Source organism: Streptomyces sp. NPDC012466 (genome assembly GCF_042955215.1).
Taxonomy (GTDB): domain Bacteria; phylum Actinomycetota; class Actinomycetes; order Streptomycetales; family Streptomycetaceae; genus Streptomyces.
In genome coordinates, this window is record NZ_JBIBEQ010000002.1 from 880,250 (window position 1) to 896,483 (window position 16,234).

Consider the following 16,234-nt stretch of genomic DNA (forward strand, 5'->3'; position numbering starts at 1 on the left):
CAGCCACCGCCACACCACGGATCCCCTACCCCCGCTGCCCCGGGCCGCCCGCTCGCTTCTCTCCCGTGCTGGAGCGGCCCGGGTCAAGGGTGGCCCGCAGGGCCATCGGCGCCGGCCGACGCGGAACGCAGCGCAGCGGAGTGAAGTGCCCTTGAGGCGGGCCGCAGAGGCACGACAGTGACTAGAGAAGCGGGCTGCCGACACGGCAACTGCATGCCCCCAGGGGTCCATACGCTCGATCAGGCTCCTACGGCCAGATCCCATGACACGGCTGTAGGGGAACCCGCCCAACCTCCCTCCTCAGTCCGCCAGATCGACGCAATGTCGTGTTCCTCCAGGTATTCGGCATAATGCCCTATGCCTTCCGTGAAGAGGGCCACGAGGTGCGGCTTCGGTTCGCTGCGCTTCTCGTGCCAGTAGTAGCTGTACTCGTACAGCTGCCCCACGGCCTCACGAACGGCCTGGGTCGCGTTGCCCCTCTTCACAGCCTTGCCCTCTACAAGCCAGGAGCGCTGTTGGTCCACCGCGGGGCGACGCAGGACCAAGTCCCTCGGATACATGCCTTGAGTGATCGGTTGATACCCGCGTGTGACGACGTGAAGGCCAAAGTCCTTGATGAGTTCTTCATGGTGCCGCTCCCTGCGTCGACGGCCACCCTGGATGTGGACGTAGTAGTCGCTGCTGTCGTTCGGGCGAAAACCGTCGAGGGGGTCATCGTCGGAGAAATGAAGCTGACTCTCACCCTGGTAGATGAAGGGCTCGTTCTCCGATGGCTGCTGGAGCCAGACACGATGGCCTGCGGCAGCGTCGCGGAGAAGCAGAGATGCCACATGGAGTTCCTCTGCGAGGACTTCCTCCGCTGGCATGCTCGCAATCTCGTACCGCCGGGCTGCCACGCTCGCCGCCTCGTACGCACGGGGACGTTCGAGCTTGGAGCGGAATGCGGGCGTGTGGGCCCAATGCCGGGCCAACTCGGGTTCCATGCCTGCCCTGAGGTACCGTGCTCGCCGCTTCAGTTCCCTGAGCCGGTCGCTCAGCTTGGGGTACGCATCCGAGAGCTTCGTTACGCCCTGCTGCAACGTGAGGGTCACGGAGGTCAGGGTCGAGTCGAAGATGTAGGCGAGGTATAGGCCCTCTTGAGCGTGCAGATTGATCGAGGTGCCGAACACGCCGATCCACGGAGTGCTGCTCGCAGACCCCTTCCCTCCGTACCCCGAGGCGACGAAGCCATGAGGCAACGGCAGATCGGGCATTTCCTCGACCTCCCGAAGGAGGTCTTGGGCTGACACTCCGCTAGCCGTACCGGCCTTGGGGTCGTAGGTCTCTGCTATGCGTATGAGCAGGTCACGTAAGTGCACACGCAAAACGTAGCTCGAAGCGATCAGTTGTGCCGCTCAATAGATCGACTTCGCGCACGCGTCGACCGATCCTGTCCAGCCCAGCACACTGTTTGGCTCCCCCGAAGCCTTGTCAGTGCCTCTTGATAGAACAGCGTCATCGTCGATCGTCGCGATCAATCGGGGAGCCTGCCTGTGTCTGAGAGTCGCACCGACGCCTCTGCACCAGCCGATGGCCTGTACGAGCAGCTGATCACGCTCCGCTTTGAGCAGCGGTTGAAGGAGCTGGTCAGCCTCGGATGGCACCCCATCAGCGAGGTCGTGGGGCCCGAGTCCGTGCCCCACGTTCTCGCCCGGCATGTCGGGGGGACGGTTCGCCAGGTGTTGCTGAACCTTCCGGCAGAGGAGCGGGTCTACGCGGCGAATCACATCTTGGAGTCCCTCAGCACACTGCAAGGTGCCAGGGAGTGGGTGGATCTAGTCGCAGACGGACCACGCCAGCTCATGGCCATCACCCGGCAAGAGGCACCCGGCGTCTTTGCCGTACGCCCGGGTATCCCGCTCTCCGATGCTGCTCTGATCACCAACTCGCCGGAGGACCCGAGCCTCGGCTTCGAACTGCGCGCGGAACTCACCACCGCGGACCGTGTGGACCTGCTGTGCGCCTTTGTGAAGTGGCATGGCCTGCGGATCATCGAGCAGTCATTGAAAGCGGCCCATGCGCGCGGGGTACCGATACGGGTCATCACGACGACCTACATCGGCGCAACCGAGCGGCGCGCGTTGGATCGGCTGGTGGAAGAGTTCAACGCACAGGTCAAGGTCAACTACGAGACCCGCTCGACGCGGCTGCACGCCAAGGCATGGCTGTTTCGCCGTAAGAGCGGATATGACACGGCATATGTGGGAAGCTCCAACCTTTCGAAGGCAGCGCTGCTCGATGGTCTGGAGTGGAACGTTCGACTTTCCTCCATCGCCACGCCCGACGTCATGCGCAAATTCGAGGCCACCTTCGACGCCTACTGGAGCGACCCTTCCTTCGAGACGTACGACCCTAAGGCCGATGGCGAACGCCTTCAGGAAGCACTGGCGATTGCAGGCGGTACCTCGTCCACGCCCACGTCTCAGCGCGGAATCACCTTGTCAGGGCTGGAGGTTCGACCGTATCCCCACCAGCGCGACATGCTGGAGCGGCTCGAAGTCGAGCGAGAGGTGCACGACAGGCACCGGAACCTGCTGGTGGCAGCGACGGGCACAGGCAAGACCGTGATGGCAGCGCTTGACTACAAGCAACTGCACAAGAAGCACGGCCGTGACCTGCGGCTACTGTTCGTCGCCCACCGCAAAGAGATCCTCGATCAGTCCATGAGGACCTACCAGGACGTCTTGGTAGATTCGAATTTCGGCGAATCACTACACAGTGGTGAAATTCCGGAACGTTGGTCCCACGTCTTCGCCAGCGTGCAGTCGCTGAGCGCGAAAGGCCTGGATCGCCTCGCTCCGGAGCACTTCGATGTGATCGTCATCGACGAGTTCCATCACGGAACCTCACCTACATACCGTAAGATCCTCGGCCATTTCCAGCCCCTGGAACTCCTAGGGCTTACCGCCACACCTGAGCGCATGGACGGCAAGAACGTTCAGGACGAGTTCTTCGACGGCCGCATCGCAGCCGAGATGCGCCTGTGGGAGGCGCTCGAAAATGATCTACTCAGCCCCTTCCACTACTTCGGCATTAGCGACTCCACAGACCTCAGTACGGTGGAGTGGAAGCGCGGGACATACGACCCAGCCGCGCTGAGCAATGTATTGTCGAGCAACGCCAGACGTGCCCGGCTGGTCGTGAAGGCCGTGCGGGAGAAGCTGTCCGATCCCAACACCATGCGAGCGTTGGGCTTCTGCGTGTCAGTAGCCCACGCCCACTTCATGGCTGAGGTCTTCCGAACGGCTGGCCTTAAGGCCATCGCTCTGTCTGGAGAGACGCCGGCCGACCAGCGCAAGCAGGCACTAACTGACCTGGCCTCGGGCACACTCCAGGTGATCTTCTCGGTTGACCTCTTCAACGAAGGCCTGGACATCCCAGACGTGGACACGCTGCTGCTTCTGCGTCCCACGTCCAGCGCTACGGTGTTCTTGCAGCAACTAGGCCGCGGACTCCGCCGGTCTGAAGGCAAGGCGGTACTGACCGTTCTGGACTTCATCGGCCAGCATCGCAAGGAATTCCGTTTCGAGCCCCAGTTTCGAGCACTCACCAACCTGACTCGTAAACGACTGCTGGACCACATCGAGCAGGATTTCCCTCAACTTCCATCCGGCTGTCAAATCATCCTTGAAGAGAAGGCAAAGAAGGCGATCATCGCCAACATCAAGGATCAGATCGGTGTCAACGTCACGGCACTAGCACGGGAAGTCGCGGACTACGCTGAGCCGGGGCTTAGCCGGTATCTAGAAGAGAGCGGCCGTGAGCTGAAAGAGCTCTACCGAGGGAATGGAAAATCTTGGACCGGCCTGCTACGCCGTGCAGGGCTCCTGAAGGGCGAGGCACCTGAAGGCGAAGCAGCCCTCCTCAAGCGCGTTCCTGCGTTTCTTCATGTGGACGACCCACTGCGAGTAGCGGCATACACCCGGATGCTGGAAGATGACGCGCCGTCCTATGGCGAGCTCGATGAGCAGGGACAGGCGTATGCCCGCATGCTCTTCTTCCAGCTATGGCCCCTCGGTGGCGTGATCCGCAAGGGCTTCACCAGTTATGACTCCGGATTCGCAGCGCTACGCAAACAGCAGGCCGTACGGAGTGAACTCCGCCAGATGTTGGCGTACAACCTCGCCCACACAGAGCACGTTCCCATTCCGCTCCTCGGGATCGGGGGCGACACGGCGATCCCGTTGACCGTCCACGCGTCGTACAGCCGCGAGGAGATTCTGCCTGCCCTGGGCCAGTCCACCATCGGCGGCTTCATGCCTGGCGATTTCCGCGAGGGCGTGAAGTGGTGCGAGTCGATCAGTACCGACGCCCTCCTCATCACCCTGGAGAAGGACGAAAAGGACTTCTCCCCACAGACTCGCTATCACGACTTCGCCCTCAGCGAGACTCGCTTCCACTGGGAGTCTCAGAACCAGACCTCGGAGACATCTCCTACAGGTCTGCGGTACCAGCGCCACGTCACGGATGGCAGCCACGTACTGCTCTTCGTACGTCGCTACAAAACCACGGATATCGGGGGTGCGCAGCCGTGGATGTTGCTCGGCCCTGCCGAGTACGTGGAGCACACAGGCAGCAAGCCGATGGCCATCACCTGGCAGTTGAAGCACCCGATCCCGGCCGACGTCTGGACGTACTCAGCAATCGCTGCCGGGTGAAGTCTCACCACACTGACGCAAGGCGGCGTGCTCGGCCTCGAAGCGCATTTGTGCTCGGTCGAGCATGTCGTCCGCGTCTCGGCCGTGGGCTCGGAACCAGTGGAGGAAGTCGGTGATCGCCGCGATCACCGTCTCCTCCGCCACGGTCGAGGTCAGTCTGCTCACATCCACTCTCCGCTGCGGCTGCGGCTGCGCAGCGGCGACATAGTGGCGCAGAAGGCCCTCTGCCCGGATCACGCCGGCGTCTTCTACCTGATTGTCGGAGACGCACGTGATCGCGGTGAGCAGCATCGCGTGGCGTTCCTTCGTCCAGACCGTGAAGCGCGTCGGCGTGAGGCTCTGACCCGGACGAGACTTAGCGCAGCCCCTCCTCGAACCGATACTGCGCGACCAGTTCCTCCCACTTCCCGGCCTCGCCCTCGCTCACGGTGATGAGCCGGGCCCCGACCGCGAGGGCGCGCACTCGGTTTGCCACCTGGGTGGCCTGCCCTTTGGTCGTATACCCGCCCAGGACCAGGGTCGTGGAGTCGTCGTCGGTCTCGTCGGCGGCGAGGGTGAAGCTCCAGGGGACGTCGCACGGTCCCTGGGCGAACGACTCGAGAAGGTCGTCGTGCACGACTTCGACGAACTCGGAGTGCCGGAAGGCGCCGACCGTCAATGGCGCAACCGCATGACCGAGGTGTGGGTGCGTCGCGCGCTGGAGTACCAGGACTACGGACTCGATCTCCTGCTGACCGGCCAGTCCCCGCTCGGAGAGGTCCTGGCGGCGCCGTCAGCGCCACTGCTGGACGGCATCGCGGTATGCCTGGTCGACGTGTCCGACGAGGTCCGACGCCGGAGACTCACCCACCGCGACCCGGGCCGGTGGGACGCGTCGGCGGTCGACGCCTTTCTCGGTTGGGCCGACTGGCACCGCAAGCACGCCCGGGATCCCCGGTACCGGCCCGACGTCATCATCAACGACAGCTGGCCCGAGATGGCCTGGCAACACTGGAGTGAGTGGACGGCCGACGACCGGCGATGGTCCACCCATCTGATCGACACCACGGGCCAGTCCGTCACGGACTGCGCGGACCAGGTCGTGCGGTGGGTCGCCGAACAGCGCGAGGCCCTCCGGTCCGGCCGCCTCGCACTGTCGCGAGGCTGGCCGGATCGGACGCATCCCGAGGTCGACCCCACCTCTTGACCCACTTCCGCCGCGGGCTCCAGCTCGGTGCGGCGGTCGCGCTCCGCCGGATGCGTGGGGAGACCGGGCCTTGTCGATCTATTTCGGGGTCTCGGGAAGGTTCCCGTTGCCGCCCAGGTTGGCGACCATGCGGCGCAGGACGTTGATCGTGGTGACGAAGTCGGCCTCGGTGATGCCCTCGTGGGTCTGGTGGTGGACGCGGAGGTTGCGTTCCCGGGCGCGGAGGCGGCCGGCCTCGCCCTCCTCGGTGAGGGTCATGCCGCCCGTCGCGTCCTCCGTGAGCCAGCCTCGGGCGATGAGGTCGTCGTAGATCGCGTCGAAGTCGGTGTTCTGGTCGTCGTAGGGCGTCAGGCGGTCGGTGAGGGTGGCTCGGGTCCAGGTGCCCGGGGCGCCGGCGGCGTGGTTCAGGGTCCACCAGTGGGGCTGGGTGAGGTTCTCCACGGCCAGTTGGTCTCGTATGGCCCCTACGACCCTGCGGTAGGCCTGGCCGGTCCATGCCCCGATCGGCTGGGCGGCCAGTTCCTCCCGGGAGTACTCCTTGAGATTCTCGATCGGTGCGCTCATGCCGGTCAACGTAGGACCTCAAGCGAGCTTGAGGTCAAGGAGGAAGGCGCGGATCTCCGCGTGGAGGCGGGCCGGCTGGTCCAGGTGGACGTCGTGGGCCGCCCCGGGGATGCGGACCGTCCTGGTGTCCGGGCGGTGCGCGAGCATCGTGGCCGGTTCGTCGGGGCGCATCGTGCCGTGTTCGCCCTGGATGAGGAGCGTGGGGCAGGTGATGCGGGACCACTCCTCCCAGTAGGCGGTGGCGGCCAGTTCGGCGATCGTGTCGATGATCGTGGTGCGGTCCCAGCCCGGGTACCAGCCGTCGTCCCGCTGGTGCAGGGTTCTCGTCCACGCCTCGTGGCCCAGGAAGGCTTCCGCCTCCTCCAGGGATTTGAAGGGGGTGGGCCAGCTGTCCAGCCAGGTCGCGATCTGTGCCGGGAGGTCGGGGGCCGGGCCCGCCGGGCCGGCCTCGATCAGGATCAGGGACTCCACCAGGTGGGGGTGGGACGCGGCCAGCAGCATCGCCGTGTGGCCGCCCAGGGACTGGCCGAGCAGGGTCACGGGAGCCAGAGCCAGTTCCTCGATCAGGGTGACGGCGTCCTGGACGTGGGCCTCGCGGGTCGTGGTCGCCGGGGTGCGGGTGCTGGCACCGTGGCCCCGGGCGTCGTACGTCACCACGCGGTGGCCGTCGGCCGGCAGTTGCCCGGCGAGGGTGTCCCACTCGCCCTGGTGGCCCGCCAGGCCGTGCAGGAGGAGGAGCGTGGTCGCGGGGTTGCCTGCGGGGTGGTGAGTCCTGTGGGCGAGGTGCGTGCCGTCGGGGGCGGTGAGGGTTCCGGAGGTCGTGCGGGTCAAGGGGTCCCCCCGTGGTCGTCGGCTCGGCCGTCCGCGTCGACGGCCGCCCCCTGTGCGTCGCGGGGCGGCCGTCGTGCGCGCTTCAGGAGCCCAGGAGCCTACGGTGCCGGGGTCAGGTCGGCTCGGCCGAACAGGAGGGCGTAGCCCGCCGGGAGTTGGGCCAGGACGCGGGTGACCAGGTCGTCGCCGATGAGGGACGGCAGTACGCCGAGGACCGAGCTGACGTCCCAGCGGGCCGTGGCCGGGGTGGCTGCCGGTGTCCGGGCCGCGACCGAGTCGACGAACTCGGCGGCCGTCAGCCGGCGCGTGGCCGGGACCTGGGAGGCGATCAGCCGGGCGGCCTCCCCGGGCAGGGCGCGGGCCAGGTCGACCCGTTCGTCGCCGACGACATGGGTGCCGAGGGCGGCCAGGACGGTACGGGTGACCTGTTCCGCCTTCGACCGGGTGGGATACAGGCCCGACTCGCGGACCGCTTCGATCAGCCGGGGCCAGCCGTCGCCGTCGTCGAGGTGGGCGGCGCTTGTTGTCGTCACACGGGGCGCCGTCGTCGTGCTCATGTGCGGGGTTTTCCTCCGGGTGCGTGCGTGGGTGCGAGGGTGGGTGTCGCGCCGCCGGGGGGGATCGTGCCGGCGGCGCGACCTGTGTAGGGGCGGTTGCCGCGGTGCCGTGGAGGTCAGCCGCTGATCTGCTTGCGCGTGTCGCCGCCCGTGATGTGGATGCGGCGGGGCTTGGCCTGCTCGGCCACCGGGATGCGCAGGGTCAGGACGCCGGCCTCGTAGGAGGCGTCGATGCGCTCCGTGTCGAGCGTGTCGCCGAGGAAGAGCTGGCGGGTGAAGGTGCCGGTGGGACGCTCGGCGACCAGCGATTCCGCGCCCTCGGGGGCGGGGGACCTGCGCTCGGCTCGCACGTTGAGGACGTTGCGCTCGACGTCCAGCTCGATCGTCTCGGGGTCGATGCCGGGGAGGTCGAAGTGGACGAAGAAGTCGTCCTCGGAGCGGTAGGCGTCCATGGCCATCGCGGACGGGCGGGTGGCGGAGCCCAGGACCTGCTGGGTGAGCCGGTCGAGTTCACGGAAGGGGTCCGTGCGCATGAGCATCACTGGTCACTCCTCTCTTCGGGTGCAGTGGGTGCGATGCCCTACGGTCTGCGTCTTCTTATATAGCTCGGAGGAGGAAAGTTGACAAGCCCCGGCTCAGGTTGAGAGGGCGTCCCTGCTGTGCCCTGGCGCGGATGCCCGGCCGGGAGGGGGTTAGCCTCAAGATCGAGCAGGGCCCGAGGAAGGGCGCGGCGCAGGGCGTAGGACGCAGGAGGCAGGTATGGCGAAGGTTCGGGTTCCCAGTGCGGTGGTCGCGGCGAGCGGGCTCGTGGGCGGGTACGGCGTGGCCCGCTGGACCAGGCAGCGGCCGCTCGGCGGGGTCGTGCTCGCCGCGGCCGGGGTGGCGGCCGCGCGGCAGTGGCGGCAGCAGGCCGGCGGGGTGGCCGCCGGGGCGTTGTCGGCCGCGTACGTCGCCGCCTTCGCCGGGTCTCATCCGCTGGCCAAAAAGGTGGGTGCCTGGCCCGCCGTGTTCGGGGTGGCCGGGGCCGTGGGGCTGGCGTCGTGGGTCGTGGCGGATCGGCGCGGCTGACCGACTGGCCGGCTGATGCCGGCGCCTACAGCAAAGAACCCCGGCCCTGAAACCAGGGCCGGGGTTCTTGTCAGAGCGCCGGGCAGGCCTTGCACCTGCATCTCCCCACAGGAAGTGGGGCGTCTTTCCTTGGACCACCAACGCATCGTCCGTCTGCCGGAGTCCGGCGACCGGATGCAGATCAACTATAGCGCAGTTTCCGTTATCCCCTTCGCCGCCCGGCCGTCTCCTCACCATCCCCCGCAGGTACGCGACTTACGACGCTGAGGTACGACGACGTGACACGACAGATCAGCCGCCGGAGCATGGTGAAGGCAGCGGGCATCGGTATCGGTGCGACCGCGCTCGCCACCCCGGCCGGCGCTGCCGGTGCCCCTCTCGTTCACCCCGGGCTGCTGCACACCGGTGCCGATCTGGACCGTATGGCGGCCAGGGTGAGAGCGGGTGCCAGACCGTACGCCGCCGGGTTCGCCAAGCTCACCGCCAACCGGCACGCGCAGAGCGGCTGGCAGGCGAATCCGCAGGCGATCGTGTACCGGGGGTCGGGTTCGCCCGAGAACTACCGGATCCTCTACAACGACATCCACGCCGCCTACCAGAACGCCCTGCGCTATCACGTCAGCGGCGAGGAGGCGCACGCCGACACCGCCGTGGCGATCCTCAACGCCTGGTCGGGGAAGCTGACCGCGCTGGAGGGCAGTGCGGACCGGTTCCTCGCGGCGGGGCTGTACGGGTACCAGTTCGCCGAACGCCGCCGAACTCGTGCGGGACCACGGGGACTTCGAGCTCGGGCGGCGCGGGATCTGCTGCTGAACGTGTTCCATCCGCTCAGCGACGACTTCCTGACCCGCCACAACGGCGCGGTCGTCACCAACTACTGGCCCAACTGGGATCTGGCGGCGATCGCCTGTGTGCTCGCGACCGGGATCTTCTGCGATCAACGCGCCGTCGTGGAACGGGCCGTGGAGTACTTCACGCAGGGGAACGGGATGGGGTCGGTGAAGCACGCCATTCCCGTGGTGCACGAGGACGGTCTCGGGGAGTGGGTCGAGGCCGGGCGCGACCAGGGGCATGCGCTGCTGGGGGTCGGGCTGATGGGCACGGTGTGCGAGATGGCGTGGAACCAGGGGATCGATCTGTACGGCTACGACGACAGCCGGTTCCTCAAGGGCGCGCAGTACGTGGCCAAGTGGAGCCTGGGCGGGGACGTGCCGTACACGGCGAACACGCGGAAGAAGGGGGCGATCGGGGGGTGGTCGGGGAGTGAGACCGCGTCCGGTGTCGCAGGCGTGGACCCGGGGATGGTCCGGCCCATCTGGGCGATGATCGCCAATCACTACACCAAGCGGCGGGGGTTGGCGGCGTCGTACGTGACACGGGCGGCGGCGAAGGCCGCGCCTGAGGGCGGGGGCGGTGACTACGGGCCGAACAGCGGGGGGTTCGATCAGCTGGGGTTCGGGACGCTGGCGTTCAGCCGGGACCGCCAGGAGGCGGCGGTGGGGACGCCGGGTCCGGGTCCGGGTTCGGGTCCGGGTTCGGGTCCTGCCGGTGGGGGTGTCCGGACGCAGGCCTCCGCGTCTCCGCTGGCGCGCGACGGCCTCGCCGCCACCGGGTCCGGGGATGTGGCGGCGTGGGTGGCGGCGGCGGGCGTGAGCGCGGTGGCCGGCGGGCTGCTGATGCTGCGGCGACGGGGGCGGGCCGGATAGCGGTGGGTGCCGCGGGGCGTGCCGGTGCGGTGCCGGAGGTCCGGACGGCGGCGGGGCGCCGCAGACGCCGCGGGGACCGTACCGGCACCGCCCGGTCGTGCGCGTCGGGGCGGACATCATGAGCGGCCGCCGCAGGGCGAACACGGCGGCCGCCAGGCCGAGGAGCACCAGGCCGGGGAACACGAACCTGCGCGTGCGGCGGGGTGGTGCCGGCGGGAATGCGTGGGGCGTCATGTCCCCATTGCAGAGGGGGAGCTGTTGCGGGGGCGTATGTGGTTTTCCATACGCCCCCGATACACGCCCCCGCTACACGACCGCGGTACACGCCCCCGCCACACGCTCGCGATACACGCCCGCGATCCGAGGAATCCGCGGCCTCCTACCCTCCGCTGACGGTGCTCGCGCTCTTCTCCTCCGCTGTCAGCGGCTTGGCGATGTCCTCCAGGGAGCGGCGTTCCGCCTTGACCGCCAGGAGCGCGGCGACCAGGCCCGCCAGGCACATCAGCGTCGCGCCGATCGAGAAGGCGAGGACCGTGTCGCCGACGACACCGGTTTCCGTGAGTTTGGCGAAGAGGAGCGGGCCGCTGATGCCGCCGGCCGCGGTGCCGATGGCGTAGAAGAAGGCGATCGACATCGCCCGGGTCTCCATCGGGAAGACCTCGGAGACCGTCAGGTAGGCGCTGGAGGCGCCTGCCGAGGCGAAGAAGAGGACCGCGCACCAGCAGGCCGTCATCGTGGCCGCGCTCAGCGAGCCCTGGTCGAAGAGCCAGGCCGTGCCGAAGAGGAGCAGGCCGGACAGGATGTAGGTGCCGGAGATCATGATGCGGCGGCCGACCGTGTCGAAGAGCTTGCCCAGGAGCAGCGGGCCGAAGAAGTTGCCGATGGCGATGACGGCGAAGTAGTAGCCGGTGTTGCCGCTCGGGACGTCGAAGAACTTCGTGAGGATCGCGCCGAAGCCGAAGGTGATCGCGTTGTAGAGGAACGCCTGGCCGATGAAGAGGGAGAAGCCGAGGATGGCGCGCTTGCGGTAGTCGGAGAAGACCGTGCGGCCGATCTCCAGGAAGGAGACGCTGCGGCGCTGGTGGATGGTGATCTCGCCCTCGGGGCGCGGCAGCGGTTCGGTCCGCTCTTCCTCGATCTTGCGCTCGATGGAGGAGACGATGCGTTCCGCCTCGTCGTCGCGGCCGTGGATCAGCAGCCAGCGGGGGCTTTCCGGGACGTGCCGGCGCACGAGGAGGATCACCAGCGCGAGGACCGCGCCGAGCGCGAAGGTGAGGCGCCAGCCGACGTTCGCCGCGAAGATGTCCGTGTCCAGCGCGACGATCGACAGCAGCGAGCCGAAGACCGCGCCGAGCCAGAAGCTGCCGTTGATCATCAGGTCGACGCGGCCGCGGTACTCCTTGGGGATCAGCTCGTCGATCGCGGAGTTGATCGCCGCGTACTCGCCGCCGATGCCGAAGCCGGTGAGGAAGCGGAAGAGGAAGAACCACCAGGTGTCGAAGGCGATGGCGGTGAGGGCGGTGGCCGCCAGATACACCGCGAGGGTGATCATGAAGAGTTTTTTGCGCCCCCACTTGTCGGTCAGGCGGCCCCAGAACAGGGCGCCCAGGCAGGCGCCCGCCACGTACAGGGCGGCCGCCATGCCGGTGACCTCACCGGAGGTGATGGGCAGGCCGCTGCCCGGTTCCGACAGGCGGCTGGCGATGTTGCCCACGACGGTGACTTCGAGTCCGTCGAGAATCCACACGGTGCCGAGGCCGAACACGATCGTCCAGTGCCAGCGCGACCACGGGAGGCGGTCGAGGCGGGCGGGGATGTCGGTGGTGATGGTTCGGCCTCTTTCGGCCTGCGCGGTGCCCATGGGCTCCCTCCTCGTCGAGCGGAACCCGGTTCTAGTGCCCTGAGCGGTTTCTCTTACGCCCTGAGCTGCTTTCGTCACGCGCCGAGCGCGTGCGACACCGTGTAGATGAGCAGGCCGGCCAGTGAGCCGACCACCGTGCCGTTGATGCGGATGAACTGCAGGTCGCGGCCGATGTTGGCCTCGATCTTCCTTGTGGTGTGCTCGGCGTCCCAGCTCGCCACGGTGTCGGTGATCAGGGAGGTGATCTCCTTGCGGTAGGTGGTGACGACGTAGACGGCCGCGTCCTCCACCCACTGGTCGACCTTGTCCTGCACCTTGCGCTCGGCCGCCATCCGGGAGCCGAGCGACAGCAGGGACGCGCGGACCCGCAGCCGCAGTTCGCTGCGCTCGTCCTCCGCCGCCGCGACGATCATGGATCGTACGGCCGTCCAGGCGCTGGCGATGAGGTCCTGGACCTCGCCGCGGCCCAGCACCTCGCCCTTGAGCCGCTCGACGCGGGCGCGGGTGTCGGTGTCGGACTGGAGGTCGGAGGCGAAGTCGGTGAGGAAGCGGTCGAGGGCGCCGCGCGCCGGGTGGCCGGGCATGTCGCGCATCTCGGTGGTGAAGCGCAGCAGTTCCCGGTAGACCCGTTCGCCGACCTTGCGGTCGACGAACTTCGGCGTCCAGCCGGGGGCGCCGCCCTCCACGGCGTCCATCACCTCGTCGCGGTGCAGCACCAGCCAGTCGTGGGCGCGGTTGACGACGAGGTCGACGACCCGTTTGTGGCCGCCGTCGGCGACGACCTTCTCCAGCATCTTGCCGATGCCGGGCCCGATCTCCTGGGCGTTGGCCCGGCGGGTGATGGCCTCGCCGACCACGGCCTGGACGTCGGAGTCGCGCAAGACCGTCAGGGCGCCGCGCAGGGCGGTGGACAGCTCGGCGGTGACCCGGTCGGCGTGTTCGGGGACCGCGAGCCAGGCGCCGAGGCGGCTGCCGATGCCGACGGCGCGCAGCCGCTGTCGTACGACGTCCTCGGAGAGGAAGTTCTCGCCGACGAACTCGCCCAGGGAGACGCCGAGCTGGTCCTTCTTGGTGGGGATGATCGCGGTGTGCGGGATGGGGATGCCGAGGGGGTGCCGGAAGAGGGCGGTGACGGCGAACCAGTCGGCGAGCGCGCCGACCATGCCCGCTTCGGAGGCCGCGGCGACATAGCCCGCCCAGGGGCCGGCGCCGGAGTTCTGCGCCCACTTGGCGAGGACGTAGACCACGGCCACGAACAACAGCAGCCCGGTGGCGGTGAGCTTCATCTGCCGCACGCCGCGCTGTTTCTCCTCGTCCGCCGGGCTGAAGGTCGTCATCGCACGGTTCACGGCGGCACCGGGCCGGGCATGCTGCCCTCCGACACCGGCGCCCTTTTGTTCTACTTTCGTCCGATTCATCCGCTCCACCCGCTTGGTGATCCCGCACACATTGTCCCTTCCTGACCGACTCCTGGAACGGAACAGGAGTTCCCGGCGTCTGTCGGGAGGGGGTATTTGCCACGGGGTCCTGTGAGCTTCCCCCGGTCCATGACGCATCATGGGCACATCAGATCGGAGCCTTGGGCTCCCATCGCCCGAGGAGAACAACACAGCATGACCCGAGGACGTGGTTACGCCCTCCTGGGCGTGGTCGTCGCAGCGATCATGGCCCTTTCCACCGCCCTGTACGTCGGAGTGGCGTCCGACAACGGCACACGCGACCAAAACGCCCTCGGCGAAGGCCGCGTCCCGCACAACTCGGCCGCCCCGGCCTCCACCGGCACCTGGGTCGGCACCTGGTCCACGTCCCCGGCCGCCGCCGAACCCGGCACCGAGACGACGGGCATGGCGGACCGATCGGTGCGCAACGTCGTCCACACCAGCGTCGGCGGTACGAGTGCCCGCGTGACGCTGTCCAATCTCTACGGCCAGTCCCCGCTGAACATCACGCGGGCCACGATCGCCGTCTCCGCGGGCAGCGGTACGGCCGCGGCACTCGCGGACACCATGCGGCAGCTGACCTTCGGCGGCGGACCCACGGTCGTCATCCCGCCCGGCCGGCAGGTGATGAGCGACGCGGTCCGGGTCGTCATCCCGCACGACTCCGACGTCCTGATCACCACGTACACGCCGACCAGCTCAGGCCCGGTGACGTACCACCCGCACGCCCGCCAGACCTCCTACGTCGCCCAGGGCGACCACGCGCAGGACGCGACGGGCACGCCGTACACCGAGCGGAGCATCTACTGGCGCTACCTGACCGCGCTGGACGTGCTGAGCAACGAGTCCGACGGCACGATCGTGGCCCTCGGCGACTCGCTGACCGACGGCATCACCTCCACCTCGGGCGCCAACAACCGGTGGACCGACGTGCTCTCCGACCGGCTGCGCGCTCAGATCGCGGCCGGGCGGGACCTGCCCCGCTACAGCGTCGTCAACCAGGGCATCAGCGGCAACCGGGTCCTCACCGACGGCCTCGGCCGCCCCGCGGACAACCCCAGCGCCCTCAACCGCTTCCAGCGGGACGTGCTGGAGCGGACGAACGTGAAGGTCGTCGTCATCGACCTCGGCGTCAACGACATCCTGCGCAACCCGCGCCTCGCCGACCCGAACGCGATCCTCGACGGGCTGCGCACCCTGGTGGGGCAGGCACACGCGCGCGGAGTGAAGGTGGTCGGGGCGACCCTGATGCCGTTCTACGGGCACCGCGGATACACCGACGCGCGTGAGGCGGTACGCCAGACGATCAACGCGGAGATCCGCGCCGGGCGGGTGTACGACGCCGTGGCCGACTTCGACCAGGCGCTGCGCGATCCGTACGACCCTCGGCGGCTGCGGACCGACTACGACTCGGGGGACCACCTGCACCCCAGCGACAAGGGGTACGCGCGGATGGCGGAGTCCTTCGACCTGGAGACGCTGAAGGGATCGGCGCCGGCGGAACTGTAGACCCGCCCCCGCCCGCGCCCCGTGCCCGTCGCCTGTCCGCAGGCGGCGGGCACACCGCTGCCGGCGCTCAGTGCTCCCCGTGCGCTCTGCGCCGGCGCGGCTCGTCCAACTCCCGCCGCCCCGCCCGGCGCTCCAGCTTCTCCTGGCGCCGCTCCTCCCGGATCCGCAGTTTCTCCGCCCGGGTCAGCTTCCGCTGGACCCCGACGCCGCCCCACAGCGCGAACCCGGTCACGATCACCCTCGGCGCGCCCGGCTCCCCCGGCACGCCCTCCTCGCGGTGGTCGAAACCGCCCATGATGCCGATGCCGCGGACGACGACCTCGACCCCGGGCGGCACGATCACATCCACCCCGCCCATGACCGCGATCGCGTTGATCTCGACCTCGCGGTCCGCGAAGTCCGCCTCGCGCAGATCGATCTCCCCGCCGCCGCAGAGGGCGAAGCAGGTGAACCGCCGGGGCATCGTCCAGCGCCCCTTGCGCTGGAAGCCTGACATCACCGCGACGGCCCAGTTCGAGGACCCCTCGCCACCGACGATCCGCCCGGACCACTCCGGGCCGGCGGCCGGGTCCTTCGTCAGGGACACCACCGGCACCGTGACGCCCTCGACCGGCAGGTCCCGGGTGAGGGGCGCCAGCTCCCCGTACGTCCGCGCCTTGTACGTGGCCTCCAGCCGCTCCTCGAACTCCTCCATGTCGAGGCGTCCCTCCGCGACGGCGTCCCGCAGGATGCCGGCGACCCGGTCACGGTCGGCGTCGGAGGCGCGAAGGTCCGGGACTGCGTCGTCGGTCATACACAGCAGATTACGAGTTCACC

Annotated in this window: 15 protein-coding genes; 5 read left to right on the plus strand and 10 right to left on the minus strand. The window is 68.3% G+C overall.

Features of this window, described 5'->3' with window-relative positions:
- Positions 1-239: 239 nt before the first annotated feature.
- The gene (locus tag ACFY9E_RS11545; protein ID WP_390981692.1) at positions 240-1,358 is read right to left on the minus strand and encodes an MrcB family domain-containing protein; all 1,119 of its coding nucleotides are present in this window, start codon (positions 1,356-1,358) and stop codon (positions 240-242) included.
- Positions 1,359-1,532: 174 nt separating this feature from the next.
- On the opposite strand from ACFY9E_RS11545, the gene ACFY9E_RS11550 reads away from it, so the two are divergent.
- Positions 1,533-4,697, plus strand: a complete 3,165-nt coding sequence (locus ACFY9E_RS11550) for a DUF3427 domain-containing protein (protein ID WP_390981694.1) — start codon at positions 1,533-1,535, stop codon at positions 4,695-4,697.
- Here the strand turns inward: ACFY9E_RS11550 and ACFY9E_RS11555 are convergent.
- A complete protein-coding gene (locus ACFY9E_RS11555) occupies positions 4,677-4,988 on the minus strand; it encodes a hypothetical protein (protein ID WP_390981696.1) in 312 nt (103 codons plus the stop codon). The two genes, ACFY9E_RS11550 and ACFY9E_RS11555, sit on opposite strands and share 21 nt — an antisense overlap.
- 64 nt (positions 4,989-5,052) lie before the next feature.
- Entirely contained in the window at positions 5,053-5,313 is a 261-nt protein-coding gene (locus tag ACFY9E_RS11560; RefSeq protein WP_390981698.1) for a hypothetical protein, read from the minus strand.
- Between ACFY9E_RS11560 and ACFY9E_RS11565 the strand changes: the two genes are divergently transcribed.
- Positions 5,308-5,883 carry a hypothetical protein gene (locus ACFY9E_RS11565; protein WP_390981700.1) on the plus strand — a complete coding sequence of 192 codons (576 nt, stop codon included), beginning with the start codon at positions 5,308-5,310 and terminating at the stop codon, positions 5,881-5,883. The genes ACFY9E_RS11560 and ACFY9E_RS11565 overlap by 6 nt on opposite strands.
- A 78-nt stretch (positions 5,884-5,961) precedes the next feature.
- Here the strand turns inward: ACFY9E_RS11565 and ACFY9E_RS11570 are convergent, their stop codons facing one another.
- From ACFY9E_RS11570 to ACFY9E_RS11585, 4 genes are all read right to left on the minus strand, one after another.
- On the minus strand, positions 5,962-6,447 hold the full coding sequence (locus ACFY9E_RS11570) for a MarR family transcriptional regulator (protein WP_390981702.1): 486 nt from the start codon (positions 6,445-6,447) through the stop codon (positions 5,962-5,964).
- 18 nt (positions 6,448-6,465) lie between these two features.
- A complete protein-coding gene (locus ACFY9E_RS11575; protein ID WP_390981704.1) occupies positions 6,466-7,278 on the minus strand; it encodes an alpha/beta fold hydrolase in 813 nt (270 codons plus the stop codon).
- A gap of 98 nt (positions 7,279-7,376) precedes the next feature.
- On the minus strand, positions 7,377-7,835 hold the full coding sequence (locus ACFY9E_RS11580) for a DUF2267 domain-containing protein (RefSeq protein WP_390981706.1): 459 nt from the start codon (positions 7,833-7,835) through the stop codon (positions 7,377-7,379).
- A gap of 116 nt (positions 7,836-7,951) precedes the next feature.
- Positions 7,952-8,374: an Hsp20 family protein gene (locus ACFY9E_RS11585; RefSeq protein ID WP_390981708.1), complete on the minus strand. Its 423-nt coding sequence runs from the start codon at positions 8,372-8,374 to the stop codon at positions 7,952-7,954.
- Between the two features lie 220 nt (positions 8,375-8,594).
- On the opposite strand from ACFY9E_RS11585, the gene ACFY9E_RS11590 reads away from it, so the two are divergent.
- A complete protein-coding gene (locus ACFY9E_RS11590; RefSeq protein WP_390981710.1) occupies positions 8,595-8,903 on the plus strand; it encodes a hypothetical protein in 309 nt (102 codons plus the stop codon).
- Positions 8,904-9,181: 278 nt separating this feature from the next.
- Positions 9,182-10,609: an alginate lyase family protein gene (locus tag ACFY9E_RS11595; protein ID WP_390981712.1), complete on the plus strand. Its 1,428-nt coding sequence runs from the start codon at positions 9,182-9,184 to the stop codon at positions 10,607-10,609.
- A 379-nt stretch (positions 10,610-10,988) separates the two neighbouring features.
- Here ACFY9E_RS11595 and ACFY9E_RS11600 read toward each other — a convergent pair whose 3' ends face one another.
- Positions 10,989-12,470 (minus strand): MFS transporter, encoded by a 1,482-nt coding sequence (locus ACFY9E_RS11600; protein WP_390981714.1) that lies wholly within the window; start codon positions 12,468-12,470, stop codon positions 10,989-10,991.
- A gap of 74 nt (positions 12,471-12,544) precedes the next feature.
- On the minus strand, positions 12,545-13,888 hold the full coding sequence (locus ACFY9E_RS11605; RefSeq protein WP_390982078.1) for a DUF445 family protein: 1,344 nt from the start codon (positions 13,886-13,888) through the stop codon (positions 12,545-12,547).
- A gap of 195 nt (positions 13,889-14,083) precedes the next feature.
- Between ACFY9E_RS11605 and ACFY9E_RS11610 the strand changes: the two genes are divergently transcribed.
- Positions 14,084-15,418, plus strand: coding sequence for a GDSL-type esterase/lipase family protein (locus tag ACFY9E_RS11610; RefSeq protein ID WP_390981716.1), 1,335 nt, complete (start codon positions 14,084-14,086; stop codon positions 15,416-15,418).
- Between the two features lie 67 nt (positions 15,419-15,485).
- On the opposite strand, the gene ACFY9E_RS11615 is transcribed toward ACFY9E_RS11610, so the two are convergent.
- Positions 15,486-16,211, minus strand: coding sequence for a DUF1707 domain-containing protein (locus ACFY9E_RS11615; RefSeq protein ID WP_390981718.1), 726 nt, complete (start codon positions 16,209-16,211; stop codon positions 15,486-15,488).
- Positions 16,212-16,234: the final 23 nt, after the last annotated feature.

Excerpts from the sequence above, each read along its gene's own strand:
- ACFY9E_RS11570 (WP_390981702.1), bottom strand. The coding sequence starts at position 6,447 with ATGAGCGCACCGATCGAGAATCTCAAGGAGTACTCCCGGGAGGAACTG.
- ACFY9E_RS11585 (WP_390981708.1), bottom strand. The coding sequence starts at position 8,374 with ATGCTCATGCGCACGGACCCCTTCCGTGAACTCGACCGGCTCACCCAG.
- ACFY9E_RS11580 (WP_390981706.1), bottom strand. The coding sequence starts at position 7,835 with ATGAGCACGACGACGGCGCCCCGTGTGACGACAACAAGCGCCGCCCAC.
- ACFY9E_RS11615 (WP_390981718.1), bottom strand. The coding sequence starts at position 16,211 with ATGACCGACGACGCAGTCCCGGACCTTCGCGCCTCCGACGCCGACCGT.
- ACFY9E_RS11605 (WP_390982078.1), bottom strand. The coding sequence starts at position 13,888 with ATGAATCGGACGAAAGTAGAACAAAAGGGCGCCGGTGTCGGAGGGCAG.
- ACFY9E_RS11590 (WP_390981710.1), top strand. The coding sequence starts at position 8,595 with ATGGCGAAGGTTCGGGTTCCCAGTGCGGTGGTCGCGGCGAGCGGGCTC.
- ACFY9E_RS11555 (WP_390981696.1), bottom strand. The coding sequence starts at position 4,988 with ATGCTGCTCACCGCGATCACGTGCGTCTCCGACAATCAGGTAGAAGAC.
- ACFY9E_RS11600 (WP_390981714.1), bottom strand. The coding sequence starts at position 12,470 with ATGGGCACCGCGCAGGCCGAAAGAGGCCGAACCATCACCACCGACATC.
- ACFY9E_RS11610 (WP_390981716.1), top strand. The coding sequence starts at position 14,084 with ATGACCCGAGGACGTGGTTACGCCCTCCTGGGCGTGGTCGTCGCAGCG.